At 67.4% G+C, this 17,885-nt stretch carries 16 protein-coding genes; 12 read left to right on the plus strand and 4 right to left on the minus strand.

Going from position 1 to position 17,885, the window contains the following annotated elements; translation table 11 throughout:
• The first annotated feature begins 29 nt into the window (after positions 1 to 29).
• Positions 30 to 1,349, plus strand: coding sequence for an outer membrane protein transport protein (locus KF709_08620; protein ID MBX3174465.1), 1,320 nt, complete (start codon positions 30 to 32; stop codon positions 1,347 to 1,349).
• Here the strand turns inward: KF709_08620 and KF709_08625 are convergent.
• A complete protein-coding gene (locus tag KF709_08625) occupies positions 1,327 to 1,680 on the minus strand; it encodes a DUF167 domain-containing protein (GenBank protein ID MBX3174466.1) in 354 nt (117 codons plus the stop codon). The two genes, KF709_08620 and KF709_08625, sit on opposite strands and share 23 nt — an antisense overlap.
• Before the next feature lie 41 nt (positions 1,681 to 1,721).
• On the opposite strand from KF709_08625, the gene KF709_08630 reads away from it, so the two are divergent.
• On the plus strand, positions 1,722 to 3,308 hold the full coding sequence (locus tag KF709_08630) for an amidase (protein MBX3174467.1): 1,587 nt from the start codon (positions 1,722 to 1,724) through the stop codon (positions 3,306 to 3,308).
• 14 nt (positions 3,309 to 3,322) lie between these two features.
• A complete protein-coding gene (locus KF709_08635; GenBank protein ID MBX3174468.1) occupies positions 3,323 to 5,986 on the plus strand; it encodes a serine/threonine-protein kinase in 2,664 nt (887 codons plus the stop codon).
• A gap of 20 nt (positions 5,987 to 6,006) precedes the next feature.
• Here KF709_08635 and KF709_08640 read toward each other — a convergent pair whose 3' ends face one another.
• Positions 6,007 to 6,594 (minus strand): YggT family protein, encoded by a 588-nt coding sequence (locus KF709_08640; protein ID MBX3174469.1) that lies wholly within the window; start codon positions 6,592 to 6,594, stop codon positions 6,007 to 6,009.
• A gap of 3 nt (positions 6,595 to 6,597) precedes the next feature.
• The gene (locus tag KF709_08645) at positions 6,598 to 8,139 is read right to left on the minus strand and encodes an aldehyde dehydrogenase family protein (GenBank protein ID MBX3174470.1); all 1,542 of its coding nucleotides are present in this window, start codon (positions 8,137 to 8,139) and stop codon (positions 6,598 to 6,600) included.
• A gap of 135 nt (positions 8,140 to 8,274) precedes the next feature.
• Here KF709_08645 and KF709_08650 point away from each other — a divergent pair, with 135 nt between their 5' ends.
• The 8 genes from KF709_08650 (at position 8,275) to KF709_08685 (ending at position 14,362) form a co-directional block, all read left to right on the plus strand.
• Positions 8,275 to 8,832 carry an RNA polymerase sigma factor gene (locus KF709_08650; protein ID MBX3174471.1) on the plus strand — a complete coding sequence of 186 codons (558 nt, stop codon included), beginning with the start codon at positions 8,275 to 8,277 and terminating at the stop codon, positions 8,830 to 8,832.
• The gene (locus KF709_08655) at positions 8,825 to 9,433 is read left to right on the plus strand and encodes an isoamylase early set domain-containing protein (protein MBX3174472.1); all 609 of its coding nucleotides are present in this window, start codon (positions 8,825 to 8,827) and stop codon (positions 9,431 to 9,433) included. Before KF709_08650 ends, KF709_08655 begins: the two co-directional genes overlap by 8 nt.
• The gene (locus KF709_08660) at positions 9,430 to 10,077 is read left to right on the plus strand and encodes a hypothetical protein (protein MBX3174473.1); all 648 of its coding nucleotides are present in this window, start codon (positions 9,430 to 9,432) and stop codon (positions 10,075 to 10,077) included. The genes KF709_08655 and KF709_08660 overlap by 4 nt, the downstream gene beginning before the upstream one ends.
• Positions 10,078 to 10,084: 7 nt before the next feature.
• Positions 10,085 to 11,233, plus strand: coding sequence for a glycogen-binding domain-containing protein (locus tag KF709_08665; GenBank protein ID MBX3174474.1), 1,149 nt, complete (start codon positions 10,085 to 10,087; stop codon positions 11,231 to 11,233).
• A gap of 29 nt (positions 11,234 to 11,262) precedes the next feature.
• Positions 11,263 to 12,573: an aminotransferase class V-fold PLP-dependent enzyme gene (locus tag KF709_08670; protein ID MBX3174475.1), complete on the plus strand. Its 1,311-nt coding sequence runs from the start codon at positions 11,263 to 11,265 to the stop codon at positions 12,571 to 12,573.
• Between the two features lie 68 nt (positions 12,574 to 12,641).
• Complete coding sequence (locus KF709_08675; protein ID MBX3174476.1) at positions 12,642 to 13,112, plus strand: EVE domain-containing protein; 471 nt, start codon at positions 12,642 to 12,644, stop codon at positions 13,110 to 13,112.
• Between the two features lie 59 nt (positions 13,113 to 13,171).
• On the plus strand, positions 13,172 to 13,687 hold the full coding sequence (locus tag KF709_08680) for a hypothetical protein (GenBank protein ID MBX3174477.1): 516 nt from the start codon (positions 13,172 to 13,174) through the stop codon (positions 13,685 to 13,687).
• Between the two features lie 333 nt (positions 13,688 to 14,020).
• Entirely contained in the window at positions 14,021 to 14,362 is a 342-nt protein-coding gene (locus KF709_08685; GenBank protein ID MBX3174478.1) for a DDE-type integrase/transposase/recombinase, read from the plus strand.
• A gap of 182 nt (positions 14,363 to 14,544) precedes the next feature.
• Here KF709_08685 and KF709_08690 read toward each other — a convergent pair whose 3' ends face one another.
• Positions 14,545 to 15,636, minus strand: coding sequence for an MBL fold metallo-hydrolase (locus tag KF709_08690; GenBank protein MBX3174479.1), 1,092 nt, complete (start codon positions 15,634 to 15,636; stop codon positions 14,545 to 14,547).
• A 739-nt stretch (positions 15,637 to 16,375) separates the two neighbouring features.
• Here KF709_08690 and KF709_08695 point away from each other — a divergent pair.
• A complete protein-coding gene (locus KF709_08695; protein MBX3174480.1) occupies positions 16,376 to 17,770 on the plus strand; it encodes an aminopeptidase P N-terminal domain-containing protein in 1,395 nt (464 codons plus the stop codon).
• The last annotated feature ends 115 nt before the right edge of the window (positions 17,771 to 17,885 follow it).

The raw sequence follows: 17,885 nt of genomic DNA on the forward strand, positions 1-17,885 counted from the left end.
CGGTGCGACGCGCACCGAAGGACGCACGAATGCGATCGCTCCGCAGTCTGGCCCTTGCGGCCCTCACGCTTGCCGTCGTGCCGCAACTCGCACGCGCGACGGACGGGCATCTGCTCCACGGCGTCGGTGCCGTGAATTCCGCGCTGGGCGGCGTTGGCATCGCCGCCAACAGCTCGATCCTCGGCGCCGCCTATGTGAACCCCGCCGGTCTCGCCGCCTTCGACGGCACGAACATCGAACTCGGCTTCGAGCTGCTCAAGCCGGAGCGCACGGTTGCCTCGTCGTTCGGCGCAATGAGCGGCTCGACCACCAGCACCAGCGACTGGACGCCGATCCCGGCCTTCGGCTTCACCACCAAGCTCAATGATCGCGTGGTGATCGGACTCAGTGGACTCGGCATCGGCGGCTTCGGCGTGAACTACGCCGCGGACCCGACCAATCCCATCCTGATGCCGGCCCCGAACGGCTTCGGTCAGGTCTATTCGAACTTCCAGCTGATGAAGATCGCACCGGCCGTGGCCTGGTCCGTCAATGATCGCCTGCGCCTCGGCGTCGCCGCGAACATCAACTGGTCGTCGCTGGCCGTGACGCCGATGCCGATTGCCGCGCCCGACGTGGATCCGGGTCCGGACGCCACGCCCGGCACCGCCGATGACCGCGCCTACTATCCGTCGGCGGCCGCCTCGGACGCCGTGTTCGGCTTCGGCGTGCAAGTCGGCCTGCAGTACGACGTGACGCCCACGTTCAGCGTCGGTCTCGCCTACACCTCGCCGCAGACCTTCAGCGACTTCGAGTTCGAGTCGCAACGTGCGAATCCCAACCTGCCGAACTTCGGCGAGCCGCGCAGCTTCAGCTTCCGGATGGACGTGCCTGCCATCTACGGCGCCGGCATCGCCTGGACGCCGAACGAGAAGCTGCAGCTTGGCCTCGACGCCAAGTACATCACGTACTCGAGCACCGAAGGCTTCAAGGACAAGGGCTACAACGCCGACTTCTCGGTGCAGGGCTTCGGCTGGGAGGACATCGCCGTCGTCGCGGCCGGTCTCGAGTACAAGCTGAGCGACCGCGTGACGCTGCGCGGCGGCTACCACTACACGGGCAACCCGATCCCGGACGAGCAGTCGATGTTCAACATCCCGGCGCCGGCCATCGTGCAGCAGCACGTGACGGGCGGCGTCGGCTTCGCGATTCGCCCGGGCGTCGAGCTGAACATCGGCGCCTACCAGGCCTTCGAGAACAACATCGAGGGCGCGATGTACCGCCCGATGGCGATCCCCGGCACGTCGGTGAAGAACACGATGTCCGAGACCTCGCTGCTCTTCGGCTTCACGTTCCGGCCGCAGCGCTGACCGCTTCGGCGGTCACGCCGAGCAGTTCCACGAGCTTTCGACGCGCGCCGTGACCAGCAATGATGGTCACGGCGCGCGGCGCGATTCCGAAGTGTTCGGCGAGGGTCTCGATCACGGCGGCGTTCGCCGCGCCGTCCACGGGCGGCGCTGCGACGTGCACCTTGAGCGCGTCTCCGTGTAGGCCGCGAACGCCCGGCCGCCGGGCACGCGGCTGGACGTGGACGGTGACGCGGACGCCGTCGGCGATCGGGGAGATGGAGAGGGGCACGCTGGGCAGGGACGGGAAGGCTGAACGATAGCGCCGCTCGCGCATCGACGTCCGTGCGCGCATTTTGGCTCGGTTCACGACGCCCGCCCCCCGCTCCCGCGCCGATGCCTCGCTCCCGACTAGTCACTGCCGCCACGCTCGCGCCGCTGCTTCTGGCGAGTTTCCTCGCGCTCCCACTCGAGGCGCAGCGATTCGACGTGATGGAAGCCACCATCCCCTCGCTTCACGCTGCGCTTCGTGCCAATCGCACGAGCTGCCGCGAGGTCGTGCAGGCGTATCTCGATCGCATTGCGGCGTACGACAAGGAAGGCCCTGCGCTCAACGCCATCCAGAACGTGCATCCGCGGGCCCTGGCCATCGCCGACTCGCTCGACGCCTCACGCCGCGCCCGCGAGCCGATGGGGCCGCTGCACTGCGTGCCCGTCGTCGTGAAGGACCAAATCGAGACCTCCTCGATGCCGACGACCTACGGCTCGAAGCTCTTCGCCGACTTCACGCCCGAGCGTGATGCGACCACGGTGCTGCGACTGCAGGCCGCCGGCGCAATCGTGATCGCCAAGGCGACGATGGGCGAGTTTGCACAGCGTTACGTGAGCTCGTCGGCTGGCATCATCCGCAACGCCTACGACCGCACACGGAACCCCAGCGGCTCCTCGGGCGGCACGGCCAGCGCGGTCGCCGCCAACTTCGGCCTCGTCGGCATCGGCGAGGACACGGGCGGATCCATCCGCGGCCCCGCAGCGGTGAGCAACCTCGTGGGCCTGCGTCCCACGCTGCCCCTGATCAGCCGCTTCGGGATGATGCCCGCGAGCCCCACGCAGGACACGATGGGCCCGATGACGCGCACGGTCGCCGATGCGGCACGCGTGCTTGAAGTCATTGCCGGCTACGACGCCAAGGATCCGGTCACCGCAGAGTCGTACGGACGGGTGCCAGCCAACTACTCCACCGCGCTCAAGGCCGATGCACTCCGCGGCGTGCGACTGGGCATCCTCCGCACACCGCGCGATTCCGCGCAGCGTGCGCGGGACCCGGAGGGATTCGCGGCGTTCGACTCCCTCTTCACTGCAGCCGTCGCCGACCTCCGCGCCCTCGGCGCCGAGATCGTGGACTCGCTCGACATCCCCGTGCTGCGTCAACGCGGTGGTGGTGGCAACGACTACGAGACCGAGGCGGCCACGAACGCGTATCTCGCCGAGCATCCGAACGCGCCGGTGAAGACGCTGGCGGACATCCTCACCAGCGGTGAGGTCGTGCCCTGGCGTGCCCGCAGCCTTTACGGTTCCGCTGGGCAGAGCACGAACGACATTGGCTATCTGGCGGTGATGAAGCGCCGCGAGGCCGTGCGCACCGGAGTGCTGCAGGCGATGGCCGACCAACGGCTCGACGCGATCATCTACCTGACCTTCGACGCGCCGGCCACGGTCATCGCCGAGGACGTGATGACGAATCCGCGGCCGACCGACGGCTACGGTCTTGGCGACAATCGCGGGTTGAGCCCGACGCTTGCGTATCCGGCACTCACGGTGCCGGCTGGCTTCGCACCGAACGGCATGCCGGCAGGGCTCGAGTTCCTGGGTCGGCCGTACAGCGAACAGCAACTCCTCGCGTTCGGCTTCGCCTACGAGCAGCGGTCGAAGCATCGGCGTGCCGCGCCGACGGCGCCGGCACTCGCGCGCTCGGGTCGCTGATGGCCGAGTCCGCGATGGACCGTCTCGCTGCCGCCGTGGCGGACCGCTACCGCCTCGAGAAGCAGCTTGGGCAGGGCGGGATGGCCACCGTGTACCTCGCGCAGGACCTGAAGCACGAGCGCAAGGTCGCCATCAAGGTGCTCAAGCCGGAACTCGCCGCCGTGCTCGGCGCCGAGCGCTTCGTGACCGAGATCAAGACAACGGCGGCGCTGCAGCATCCGCACATCCTGCCGCTCTTCGATTCAGGCGAGGCCGCGGGCTTTCTGTTCTACGTGATGCCCTTCATCCAGGGCGAAACGCTGCGCGACCGGCTGAATCGCGAGACGCAGCTGGATGTGGACGAGGCGCTGCGCATCACGCGCGACGTGGCCGACGCCCTCGACTACGCGCATCGGCAAGGTGTGATCCATCGCGACATCAAGCCGGAGAACATCCTGCTGCACGACGGCCGCCCGATGGTGGCGGACTTCGGCATCGCACTCGCGGTGAGCGCCGCCGCCGGCGGCCGGATGACGGAGACGGGGCTATCGCTCGGCACGCCGCACTACATGAGCCCCGAGCAGGCCACGGCCGAGAAGGAGATCACCGGGCGCAGCGACATCTACTCGCTGGCCAGCGTCTGCTACGAGATGCTCGCTGGCCAGCCGCCGCACCTCGGCGGCTCGGCGCAGCAGATCGTGATGAAGATCATCGCCGAGACGGCGCAACCGGTGACGGCACTACGACGCACGGTGCCGGCCCACGTGTCCGCGGCACTCGCCAAGGCGTTGGAGAAGCTGCCGGCCGATCGCTTTGCGACGGCCAAGGCGTTCGCGGATGCGCTGGCCGATGAGCACTTCACGACGCGCACCACGGCCGGGACTGCCACGGCGTCCAGGAGTGCGGACAACCGTCTCGTGATGGTGCTTGGTGCGGCGCTGGTCTTGGCGGTGGCGTTCGGTATCTGGGGGGCGATGCGTCCGGGTGCGACGCCGCAGCCAAGTGCATACGCGGTGGCCCTGCCCAACAACGCTCAGCCGACGCCGAACGGGTTTGTCGTCCTGTCCCCAGACGCGTCGCGCATCATCTACCTCGGGCCGTCGGAGAACGGGCGCGCCGAGCGGAAGCTGTGGATGAAGCGGCGCGATGCCGTGGCGCCCGTCGCGATCACCGACACGGACGCCGCCAACGCAGCTGCGATCTCGCCGGACGGCAAGCAGCTCGCGTATGTGACCGGGGACTTTATTCGGCGAATGGCCGTCGATGGCCGCACGAGTTCGATCGTGGCCACTGGCGTAGCCAATGTGCCGTACAGCGTCTCGTGGCAAGACGATACGACGCTCGTGTACATCGGCGGCAGCGGCCAGAGCCTGATGCGCGTTGGCCAGTCCGGCGGCACGCCCGCCACACTGATGCGTTCGGACTCGCTGCAGTTCTGGGGCGTGTCGAGCCTTCCTGGGCGACGCGGCATCCTGATGATGGGCTGCCTGGCGCCCTGCGACCGCTCTGACGTTTGGATCCTCGATGCCGACGGCGAGAACCCGCAGGTGCTGGCCGAGGATCGGCGCATCGCCGTCTATCTGGAGGGGGGCGCGCTGCTGAGCGTCAATCGGAGCGCCGTCGCCACGGTGCAGCCGCTCGACCTGCGGTCACGCACAGTGAACGGGCCCGAGGTGGCGGTGATGGATAGCATCGCGATCGTCGGTTCCACGGTGTACCTCGCCGTGTCCAGGAACGGGACCCTCGTCACGCGCCGCGGGAGCAACTCCCAGATGAGTGAGTTGGAGCTTGCGTTCTTTGACCGCCGTGGCAGGGAGGAGCGGCCGGACACGAGCTTCACCTTCCGCGTGACGCAGTTCGCCGGCGATCACGGCTGGTCCCTCTCGCCGGACGGCCGCCGCTTGGCCATTGGCCTGAACACCGGCTCCGGCGACGATGTCTGGGTGAAGTCCCTGCCGCGCGGACCGGCGCAGCGGATCACGTTCAGCACGCAGGCGGAACGACGCCCGCGCTGGTCGCCCGACGGACGCTACGTGACCTATGTGATGGATGACGGCATTCATATGCGGCGCGCGGACGGAACCGGCGGCGACTCGCTCCTGATCGCGGAGCGACTCAACGAAGGCGCCATCTCACCCGACGGCAAGTGGCTGGTGCTGCGACGCGGGGCGCTTGGCGCCGTCTCCGGCGGTCGCGACATCTACGGCGTACGGCTCGATGGGGATACCACGCGGGTGCCGCTTATCGTGACGCCGTATGACGAGAATGCCTTCATGATCTCGCCGGACGGCCGTTGGATTGCCTACGAGTCGGACGAGACCGGGCGCCAGGAAATCTTCGTGCGGCCGTTCCCGGAGACGCGCGAGAACAAGGTGCAGGTCTCGGTGGACGGCGCGATCACGCCTGCGTGGTCCCGGGATGGACGCGAGCTCTACTTCGTCCGTGCGCGTGACAACGTAATGATGGCGGCGCGGGTCCAGCCCGGCCCCGAGTTCCGCACGGCTGCAGCGGAGTCCCTGTTCGTGCTCCCGCAGGCGACCAGCAATCTCTTGCGCAGCTGGTACACGCCGTACGACGTGATGGCGGACGGTCGCTTCATCCTGGTTCGTGCGGGGACGCAGGTCGAGTACCTGAGCAGCCGCCCCATCGAGGTCTTCGAGAACTGGTGGGATCCAAAGACGGCCGCGCTGCGGCGCTGATCCCAGCGCTGCGCTCGCGCCTAGAGTGACCCGAGCACGACGCCGCGCAGCAACGACAACCCGAAGTACGCCACCAGTGGCGTGATGTCGATCATGCGGATCGGAGGGATCACCCGCCGCAGCGGCGCGAGGAGCCACTCGGAGAGCGTGAACGCGAGGCGTCCGAGCCGCGAGTACGTGCCGCCGAACCAACTCATCACCACGCGTGCGATGACGGCGATCTGCACGATCGCAATGGCGGACGAAAGCGCGAGCCGCAGCAGGCCACCCGGCCCGCGGGAGCCCGCGTAGTAGGTGGTGACGAGCAGGTCGCGCACGAATCCGAGCACGCCGACGAAGAGCGCGCCAAAGAGCAGCAGCACGAGCAGCGCGATCCACGGCGCGTTCTCGTGCGTGCCGCCAAAGCGTGCCGTGCGCTTCTCGATGGGTGCGATCAGCGGATCGCAGACGCGACGCGCGAACTTCGCCAGCGCCGAGAATGCGTTGACGCGGCGCGAGCGCTCGAGCCAGGCCACTGTCGCCAGCGCCACGCCGACAAGCAGCACGAGGGTGAAGCCGCCGCGCAGCGCTTCGATGAGACGATCGATCCCGCGAATCAGCTCGGCCATGTCCTACGCATCCTCCTTCGAGGAAAACACCATCCGCAGCACGCCCGGAATCGCGCGCAGGCGTCGCCACAAAGAGTTGCCGTGCGCGAACTCCACGTAGTCGTCGAGCTGGGCGAGCCGCTTGGCGCCGTAGTGGTACCACCAGGGCTGACGCCAGCCGGTGAACAGGTCGTCGGCCACGGCGGTGCTTCGCACGCAGGCCTCGAGGCCGGCCATCCCGTGTGCACGGCCGATACCGCTTTGTTTCACGCCGCCGTAGGCGACGTCCGGCGCGCCCACCACCGACGACGCGTCGTTGACCATCACCGTGCCGCACTGAAGCCGGCGCGCCAGTGCCGCGGCGCGCGCGCGGTCGCGCGTCCACACGCTGGCCGACAATCCAAAGAGCGAATCGTTCGCGCGGGCGATTGCCTCGTCGGCGTCGCGCACCTTGATCACGGGGAGCAGGGGCCCAAAGGTCTCCTCGCGCATCACGCGCATCGAGTCGTCCACTCCGGTGATCACGGTTGGCGGGAAGAAGGCGCCGTCCGCGCGCGGCGGTGCTGCCGCCTGCGCGTAGACCTGTGCGCCCTTCGCCAGCGCATCACCAAGCTGCCCGCCAATCTGGTCGGCCGCAGCGTCGTGGATCAGCGGTCCAATCTCGATGCCGACGTCACGCGTCGGAGCGCCCACACGCACGGACTCCACGGAGGTCTTGAGCCGCCGCAGGAACTCGTCGTACACGGACGCTTCCACGAACACGCGCTTGGCCGCCACGCAGGTCTGCCCCGCGTTTGCGAAGCGCGACCAGCAGATGCCATCCGCTGCGTGCTGCAGGTCGGCGTCCGCGAGCACGATCGCCGGGTCGCTGCCGCCAAGCTCCAGCGAGCAGGGCACCAGCCGCGCCGCGCAGGCCTCGGCGACCTTGCGACCCGAGGTCACGCTGCCGGTGAAGAACATCTTGTCGATGTCGGCGCGCGCCAGCGCTGCGCCCACTCGCCCATCGCCTTGTACGACCTGCAGCACGCCGTCGGGTAGGCCCGCCTCTCGAAACAGCTCGCCGAGGATTGCACCACCGCGCGGCGTCAGCTCGCTGGGCTTGAGCACCACCGCGTTGCCGGTGGCGAGGGCCGGCAGTGCGCAGGACGCCGGCATGAAGAACGGATAGTTCCACGGCGTGATGATGCCGACCACACCCAGTGGAAGCTTCTCCTCGCGCACGCGCTTGCGGGCGAACAACGCACCCGGAAGCCGACGCCAACGGGCACGCAGGAATCGCGGGGTCTTTGCCTGGGTCCAGGCCACGAACTCCAGCGTGACCAGCACATCCATAATGAGCGCCCCGACCGCGGAGCGACCGATCTCGTCGCTGACGACCTGTGCGACCTCGTGCCGCCGTCGCACCAGCGCCTCGCGAAACCGGGCAATGACCCGCATCCGCTCGGCGACGGGCGTGGCCGCCCACGAGGGCTGGGCAGCGCGCGCCCGCGCAACGGCTTGGCCGACAAGGGCTTCCGCGTCGAGGGCCGGTTGGCTGCCAACCTGCTGGTCCACGAGCTGGGACATGGCCTGAAATGTGACATCGCGGGGTCCCTACGGGTACTGCGCACTATGACGGACCACGCTATAGACGATCTCCTTCGAGGTGGTGCGACGTGGCGGGCAGGTGAGCGAAAGGGATATCCTCCCAAGACCTCACTGATGTCCGACACCCCGCCCAATTCATCGATCGATCCAACGCTCCCCCTCCGCGCCAAGGCGGGGGACCGGCAGGCATTCGCCCAGCTGGTGGACGTCACGTACCAACGCTCCTTGCGCTTCGCCCTGCACATGCTCGGCAATCGCGAGGATGCCGAGGAGGCGGTGCAGGACACGTTCGTGCGGGTCTACCAGAATCTGGATCGGTTCCGCGCCGATGCGCGCTTCGAGCCCTGGTTGTTCCGGATCCTGGCCAACCGCTGCCGCACGCTGCTGGAGAAGCGCAAGCGGCACTCGAGCGTGATCCAGTACGGCGATGTGCCGGAGCGCTTCGGCGCGACGGAGGATGAAAGCTCGGAGTGGGTCGAGGAGATCTATCGCGTCCTCGACGCCATGCCGGCCGAACAACGCGAAGCGTTCCTCCTGCGACACGTGGAGGACATGCCATACGAGGATATCGCGGCCATCACAGGCGTCCGCCTGAGTGCGCTGCGTATGCGAGTGAAACGGGCCTGCGACGTACTGCGGGCACGCCTGACGGAGGTCATGAAGGATGGATGAAATGGAGCAGAAGGACCTGGTGATCGATCGAGTGCGCGCATCGTTGCAGAACGCCCCCGGCGCCGAGGCCGACCCGCGCGCCGTCGCGCGGTTGCTGTCGGCGGCCTGGGAAGCACCGCGCCCCTCAGCGTGGCGCCGGATGCTTGATGCCTGGCGCTTTCCCTCCTTCTCGGGCCTTGGGGCTGGCGCGCTGGCAACCGGCGCGCTGGTGGTCGGTTTCGTGACGCGCGGCGCGGTGACGCCGAACGCGCCCGCCGAGCCTGTGGCGGCCTCCGGCGCGCCGACGGGCGAGTTCCCAATTGTACAGAACGTGGCCTACGATGCCGCCGAGTTGCGCGTGCCCACGGAGTTCGTGTTCGAGCACGGCGAGGCGCGGTCCGTCTCGCTGGTGGGTGATTTCAATGGTTGGAAGGACGGGACGCACGAGCTCGTGCGGCTCCCGAACGGGATGTGGACCACCACGGTACCCCTGCCGCCAGGGCGGCACGTGTACTCCTTCATGGTTGACGGTACATTGCTCGTGGCCGATCCCCGCGCGCCCAAGGCGGGCGACGCGGACTACGGCCACGAGGGGTCTGTCGTGATGGTCTTCGCCCGATGATCCGGTATCGAGTCCTACTCGCCGCGCTGGTGCTCGCCAGCGCGTCCGCCGCTCCCGCGCTTGCGCAGGGGACGGTGGTGCCGGGCATCGCCGACGCGAGGGCACGCGCGGCCGTCGAACGCGAGATTGCGTCGGCGGCGGCGAAGGGGCTGCCGGTACGGCCCCTCATCGCGAAGGCACAGGAAGGGGTCACGAAGCAGGCGGCCGGGGAGCTGATCCGGGTCGCGGTGGCTTCGCAGGCCAGGCGTCTCGAGCAGGCGCGGGACCTCCTTGCACCCTCGACATCGGAGGCGGAGCTCGTGTCCGGCGCGGATGCGCTGGCCGTGGGCGTGCCGGGACCGATGCTGAAGCAGATCCGCGCCGCGTACCCGGTGGGGCAGTCGGTGGCGATGCCACTCGACGTGCTCACCGAGTTGGTCGCGCGCGGGGTCCCCGCGAAGCACGCGCTCGAGCAGATCACCCAACTGATGCTGCGGGGCGCAACGCCCACGCAGATTGCCTCGCTGGGGGCGTCGGTGCAGACCGACGTCGCCGCAGGCCTGGCGCCCGATGCGGCGCTGGAGGTTCGGGCTCGGGGCGTGATGTCGCTGCTCCCGTCCCCTGCCGCCGCCGCCGCTCTCGCTCCCAGCGGCCGGAGGCCATAGTGCCGGCGTGATCCGAGCGCGCCGCGCGGCGCTCGGGTTGGTCCTTCTCGGCGCCCCCGTCACCGGGGGCGCCCAAGCCGTTTCCGACCTCCGCGTCGAAGCCGGCTTTGCCTCCGTCAAGCAGCGAGGATTCGACGCCGAGAACGCGGTGCTGCTCGCGGCCCTCTGGCGACGACCGAGCGAGGCATTCACCCTGCTGACCAGCGCCAATCTCACCTACGCGGCGGATTCCCTCGCCGCGGCCCAGGGAGTTGCCGCGTTGGACATTCCTTGGAACGTGAGCGAGCGCCTGCGCACCGAGGTCGGTGTCGCAGGCGCTTCGTTTTCGCTGCGCTCGGCCGGCCGCGGCGGCAACGTGAACGCCTTCGCTCGGCAGCACTTCGTCGGTCTCACCGGCGGGGCGTTCGGCGGCTTTGCGCTGGCCGGCACCAATCGCGACGATGTGAGTAGTCGCTCGTGGCTTGCCGACCTCGGCGCCTGGTATCGCTGGGAGCATCTCTATTTGAGCGGGACGGTCACGCGCAGGACGTCATCCGACTGGCCGCTGTTGTTGGCCTCGGGTGTGTTCCGGAATCCCGACGACGAGCGCTACGAGCTGCTCGATGCCCAGGTGCTCCTACAGGCCCGCAACGGCCCCCACGACTTCACGCTTTCCTTCACGCAGCGCGATGGCATCGGCGGGACCAATGCGCGCTTCCAGGCGCTGAGCGCGAGTGGAACGCTGCAGTTCACTGAACGCGTGGCCATCCTTGCCTCGGGCGGACGTCAGCTCGCGGATCCGCTGCGCGGACTGCCGCAGGCGGACCTGCTGACAGTCTCGATGCGTCTCTCGCTCGGCTCCAAGCCGCTGCCCGTGATGCAACGCTCGGCCATCGCAAGTGCAGAGGTGATCCGCCAAGTCGGCGGCGGCGGTGAGCTCGTGGTGCGCGTGTTCGCCAGCGACACGATGCTGGTGGACGTAGCCGGCGACTTCAGCGACTGGCGACCCGTGCAGATGCAGCGCGAGGGTAGCTTCTGGGTTGCGCGCGTCCCGCTGCGGCCCGGCAAGTACCGCGTGGCCGTGCGCGTGAACCTCGGTCCCTGGCGCGCGCCGCGAAACCTCGCGCGTGTGCGCGACGACTACGGCGGCGAGTCCGGGCTGGTGGTGGTACCTTAGGGCTTCTCCTCCTGGAACCGGAGCCCGCCGTGCCTGCCTCCAATCGTCGTCAGTTCCTGTCCGGTCTCGCGGCCGCCACCACCGGTGCCGGTCTCGCCCTGCCCGCCATCAGCGAGCGCGCCTTCGCGCAGATGTTCGCCGCCGAGGCCATTGCGGGCGACCGCAGCGCCGTCGAGATCGCCAACGACGAGACCTACTGGTCGCAGATCCAGCGTGCGTTCGACATCGACCGCACGATGATCAACCTGAACAACGGCGGCATCTCGCCCACGCCCTCGCACGTACTGGAACAGCTGTTCCGTGACCTGCGCTTCGTGAACGAGCTACCGGTCGAGCACAACTGGCGCATCCTCGAGCCGCGGATGGAGAGCACGCGCCGAGAACTGGCCAAGGAATACGGCTGCGACACCGAGGAGATGGCCGTGACGCGCAACGCGTCGGAGGCGCTGGAGATCTGCATCCTCGGGCTCGACCTGCGCCGTGGTGACGAGGTGATCGTCACCAACCAGAACTACGGGCGCATGCTCACCACCTGGGACCAGCGCGTGCGCCGCGATGGGATCGTGCTCAAGTCGGTGAGCTTCCCGGTGCCGCTGACGGATCCGCGTGTGCTGGTGCGCCGCATCGAGGAACAGATCACGCCGCGCACCAAGGCCATCGAGCTCCCGCACATAACCAACCTCACGGGCCAGGTGCTGCCGATCCGCGACATCGTGCGCATCGCCAAGCCCAAGGGCATCCAGGTCATCGTGGACGGCGCGCACGCCTTCGCGCACTTCCCGTTCACACGTGACGAGCTCGAGTGCGACTACTACGGCACCTCGCTGCACAAGTGGCTGCACGCGCCGATCGGCGTCGGCTTCCTCTCCGTGCGCAAGGACCGCATCAAGAGCCTCTGGCCGATGATGGCCGCCGATGCCAAGCAGGACGAGGACATCCGCAAGTACGAGCAGATCGGCACGCACCCGCAGGCCAACTTCAATGCCGTGTCCGTGGCGCTCACGTTCCATCGCGGCATTGGTGTGGAGCGCAAGGCGGCGCGCCTGCGCTACCTGCGCAATCACTGGGCCGAGGCGCTCAAGCAAACGAGCGACCGTGTGTCCGTGCCCACGGAGCTCGGCATGGACAAGGGCGGCGCGATTGCGCTGCTGCACATCGAGGGGCTAGAGACACCGAAGCTCGGCAGCTGGCTGATGAGCAAGTACCGCATCGTGAACACGCCCATCGTGCACGAGGAGTTCAACGGGCTGCGCATCACGCCCAACATCTACACGTCGATGGACGAGCTCGGGACCTTCGTGGACGCCGTGAAGGTGGCGCTGCGCCGCGGGATTGCCTGAGTCAGGGGCTCGCGCCTCAATCCCAGCCTCACCTTTCGGCGCGGCAAGAAACCTCAACTGAACAGACCGTGAACTACTGGCTGGTGAAGTCGGAGCCCGAGGCCTTCTCGTGGGACGAGCTGCTCAAGAGTCCGAAGAAAACCACCTTCTGGGACGGCGTGCGCAACTACCAGGCGCGGAACACAATGCGCGACCTGATGAAGAAGGGCGACCGGGTGTTCTTCTATCACTCGAGTGCGGATCCCACGGGAATCACGGGCATCTGCGAGGTGGTGAAGGAAGGCTATCCCGACCACACGGCCTTTGATCCCAAGGACACGCACTATGACCCGAAGTCGAAGAAGGACGCGCCGACTTGGTTCATGGTGGACCTCAAGGCGGTTGAGTCGTTCAAGCAGATCCTGACGCTCGCCGAGTTGAAGAAGCTCAAGGGGCTGGAGAAGATGGTCTTGCTCCAGCGCGGGTCGCGGCTGAGCGTGCAGCCGGTGACGGCGAAGGAGTGGGGGGTCGTGTGCCGGGCAGCTGGAGCCACCCCCTAGCGGTCGAAACGGGTCGGCGCTTGTGACAGGTCTTTGGGCTGACGGGTACAGCTTGCAAGATGCCTTCTTCGACCGTGCCTGAACGAGTGCGCAATGCCGGATTGCGGCGGCGCGTCCTGCGTGGCGTGGCCCTCGGGTTGGCCGTGCTGCTTGCCAGCGCCTGCGATGCACCGACCGAAACGGCGATACTCATGCACTACGAGCTGCGCGCGATTGGCGATAGCGCCGTGCCCGCGACCTTTGCATTCGGACCTCCAGATGCCATCGCGCCGCTGCTGGTCCGCTACGGCGTCGATACGATTGCTGTCGCGGCGAATGGCTCCGGGTACTGGAGGCAGAAGGAGCTGCGATGGAGCGACACACCACTCTTCGGGCGCGATCTCAGCCAGGACGTGCAGATCACCGGAATCGGCGGGCTACGTCTCCTCGTGCACAGCGACTGCTGGGGCGACATCGCGCCTTGCAGCGAGCGGGCGAGCAAGCGGATCCTGGAGTTCGGTCCCGAGCGCATGGTACTCGAGTCCCCATTCGGTGAGTGGCTGTTCGTGCGAATTGTAGGTTTCGCAGCCCGCTAGGGCACCCGAGGTGAAGTAGCTTCGGAGGATGTTCACAGGGCCTAGCCTCGCCAAGCTGGGGTTATCGAGACTCTCAACCGGTAAGGCCAGAGGCCTTGGGAGCAGCCACAAGACTGCACGACCCACCCCGTGTGCGGGACGGGAGGCGCGCCGCACACGGTGGGCTCGCACACTTGTCGCCAAGTCGCCCGCGCCTTCGGCGTGTCGCGGTAGACCATCTGCAAGTGGCGGCGGCTGCGCGGGTCGGGCCGCCGCGACGGATCGTGCGCTCCGAGCGGGCGCGGCCTGGCGAGCTGGTGTACCTCGACGTGAAGTAGCGGCCGCATCGGCCGTGTGGGCCACTGCATCTGCGGTGACTTCACGCGCCGCGCGCGGCGGGTGGGGAAGCAAGTGCACCCCGGCATCGACGACCAGGCGCGGCTCGCGTACGCCGAGGTGCTCGAGGACGACACCGCGGCCACCGCGGCCGACTTCCTGGCGCGGGCGGTCGCCCGGTACGCGGCGCTCGACGGCGTCGTCGAGCGCATCCACACCGACAAGGGGAGCCGATTTCATGCCCTGCCCATCGCGGCGCACCCGCGCGCTCCCGCACGACCTCTCCCTCTACAACACCGAGTGCCGCCACGGCGCGCTCGGCGGTCGGATCCTAGCGCAGCGCCCCGCCTCGCCCGCTAGCTGTCAACATCGTGCTAGCTCATCACACCTAGGCAAACGGCCTCAGCCTCAGCCGCCGCACGGACCCTGCTGCATCTCTCGTTGTGTCGCAGGCACTAGTTCAGTAAGTGCCGCAACCGCCCCCCGCGCGAGCTCAGCCGACACCGCAGCACCATTGCGCGTGAGAACGCGACTTGATCGTGCTACGGTGAGACGTCGCGCGAGCTGAGCTCTTCAATCAACAGCCCGACCACCGGACGCCGGAAGAACATCCCGAACATCGTTCTCATCCATTTGTCGTCACCGGCCACTTCATTGCGCAGGTCGGAGAGCTGCAGTTCGGCGGCGACTGAGTCTGGACTCATCCCGGAACGCAGCGCGGAGCGCACCTCTTCCCGCGCAATGTGAAGCATGGACTGCACCATCCTCACATACTTTAGATCCGACATAAGGGGTCCATGTCCAGGTACCACGATTGCTGGCTCGAGCGCGCCGATGGAATCCAGTACTGCGGTCCACTCGGTCGGATGCGAGTTGAAGGCGAACGGTACAGGCCAGACGACGAGGTCGCCGGTCGCGAGGATCCGCTCGCGGGGAAGCCACACGACAAGGTCACCCGAGGTGTTCCCGCGGCCGAACCACCGCAGCTCGATCGATCGCCCTGCAAGTGGAAGCACCGTCCGACCAGAGTCGAGCGTCTCGGGAAGAATTTCCACGAAATCCGCGGTCTCGGCGACATATTCTCGGATGATCCGCACCGAGCTGCTCAGTGCCAACTCTTCCGCGCGAGTGACGGCAGTACTGTCACCGCCGAGTCCCATGGCCAATAGGCGCTCGAATCGATCCGCTGCTGCCGGGGCGTATCGCACCTGCTGCTCCCGATTCTCGCGTCCCAGTGCCACCATATCCCGTTTCGTGTTTGCGTGGGCAAGAAATCGCACCCCGGGAAAGCTGTCCCTGTACACCTGCGCGCCCGCCACATGATCGTCGTGCCAGTGCGTGTGAACCACGTACCGCACAGGCTTGCCGGTCACCTGGCGGAGAGCGGCGAGGTTCTCCAGCGTGGCACGACGCGTGAACTGCGCATCCACGACAACCACACCTTCATCTCCAACAATGAACAGGGAGTTGGCATTGACCGCCAGACCGAGCGGCTCTTGACGGATGGCGGCGTAGACGTCGGGTGCCACTTCGGTCACTACGACATCGCCGACGACAACGTGCAGAGTGGCCGGCGGCGGCTCCCCACAGGCACTCGCGAATAGGATGAGGACCAGCCGGGCAAGGATTCTCATGATCGTCAATACTGGGGTGCACACGTCCTAGTCGCTTGGAGGGAATTGCGCGCTTGTTCGCGGAGCCTGGGGAGCGGGCGACGGTGGTCAAATCCCGAAAGGGTGAGACAAGGGGTCGAACTGGTGGTGTTTGCGCCTCGACGTGGGTCTGGGGTACCGGCGCGCGCGACACCACCACCGGTCCAGAACGTCTCTCCGTCGCATAGCAGTATCCGCTGGATCCCTAGGTCGGTGTCAAGCGGACTCACGTGCCGCATCAGACCCAAGCGTGTCCCTGGAGCGCGGGCGTCTGTGGATCGGAACGAAGCTCCAACCCAGTAATGACGGGTGTAGGGTTTGTGCCGCAGCCGGGTTTCAGCCGAGGAGTCAGGGTCGATGTAGCATGAGGAGTGCATCGGCGACTGCCATTTAGACTGTCCTGTCTCGCATTACTGGCGACGCCCCTCGCTGCGCAGGCGCGTGCCATCGCGCCATCGTCGCTGGACTTGTCGAGCGCGCGATGGCCCGGCCCAGGCAAGTACCGGATGGCTTCGCTTTGCGCACGCGGTATGGGCCGGCAAGATCATGCAAGACATGCAGCGTAGCATGCGAGACGCTCAGGACCTCGTCCAACTTCGAGGTGTGAATGCAGGCCCGTGGATCCCTCCGTATCCTCTGCGCGCTTTGCTGCGCCCTTGTGGCAAGGTCAGCCCACGCCCAGATCGCGCAGTCCGATTACGCCGCGCGACGAACTGCCTTGGTGACCTCGCTCCCCACCGATGGCGTGTTGCTTGCCCTTGGCGCACGCGAGCCACGTGACAACCATCTCGCGTTCTGGCAGTCGCAGGACTTTCGCTACCTCACCGGATTCGATGAACCGGATGCGGCACTCGTGATGATACGGCGCGGAGGAGAGGTGCGCGGACTGCTGTTCGTACCACCACGGGATCCAGCCATGGAAGTGTGGACGGGCGCGCGCCTCGGGGTCGAGGGCGCCAGCGCTCGCACGGGACTCGAGGGGCGCGATGCGCGGACGCTGGACACCACGCTCGACTCGATTCTCTCGTCAATCGGTCGGGGGACGCTCTACGCGGTGGGCGACTTCGGCGACGCAACCGGTCCACAGACGCCTGACGATCAGCTTCTTGCGCAGCTTCGTGCGCGGCACCCCTCGCTCTCTGTCAGGGACGCGACCGCGAGCGTCCTCCGGCTGCGGTCGGTGAAGTCCGCGGCTGAGCAGGAGTTGCTGCGCACGGCGGCCGCTATTAGCGCTGCTGCGCACCGCGATGTTCTGGGGTCCATCGGACCGGGGCGCAACGAGTATGAGGTCGAGGCGCTGGCTGAATTCACATTCCGGCGCCAGGGCGCGGATGGGCCGGCCTACCCAAGCATCGTCGGGTCAGGGCCGAACTCCACGACGTTGCACTACAATCGCAACGACCGCTTCATGCAGGACGGCGAGCTCCTGCTGATGGACATGGCGGCATCGTACGGCGCCTACACGGCGGACATCACGCGGACCGTTCCAGTGAACGGACGCTTCACGGAGGATCAGCGGGCGGTGTATGAGATCGTGCTTGAGGCCCTCGTGCACGCCGAAGGGCAGGTGCGGGCGGGTGCTCCCTGGAAGCAACCCTCCGACTCGGCCACTGCCGTGATCCAGCGTGGGCTCGCGCGTCTCGGATTGATCGAGGCTCCGAATGCCACCTACGGGTGCGGCAGCGAGGAGCGACCACAGCGCTGTCCACAGGTCGCGCTCTACTACATGCACAGCTTGAGCCACGGGATCGGCCTCGATGTCCACGACCCGGACGTCTCCGCGCAGACGGGCATGATGACGCCCGGTAGCGCGTTCACTATCGAACCCGGCATCTACGTGCGCGCTGGCACCGTCGAGATCATCCCTGCGACTCGCGAGAATGCCGCGTTCCGGGCACGGATCGCGCCGGCGGTGCGCCGCTACGCGAATATCGGCGTGCGCATTGAGGATGACTATCTCATCACGGATGCGGGTGTGGAGCGCATCAGCGCAGGCGCGCCGCGCGAAGTCGAAGAGGTTGAGCGCGCTATGGCCACGCGGCGGCGGTCAGCTGTGCGGGATACGGCAATGGCGAGAGCGCGCGGATCGTTGCGCCCCGACGGCGCAACGAGATGATGGACGACCGGTCCCGTCGTGCGACGCACTGCCTCAATACCACCACGGATTCTGGCGGCGCGACTTCTCCCGGTGCGCAGCGTCACGGTCCTCCCGCTGTCAGGACGATGCTGCA

The organism is Gemmatimonadaceae bacterium (assembly GCA_019637445.1).
GTDB lineage: Bacteria > Gemmatimonadota > Gemmatimonadetes > Gemmatimonadales > Gemmatimonadaceae > Pseudogemmatithrix.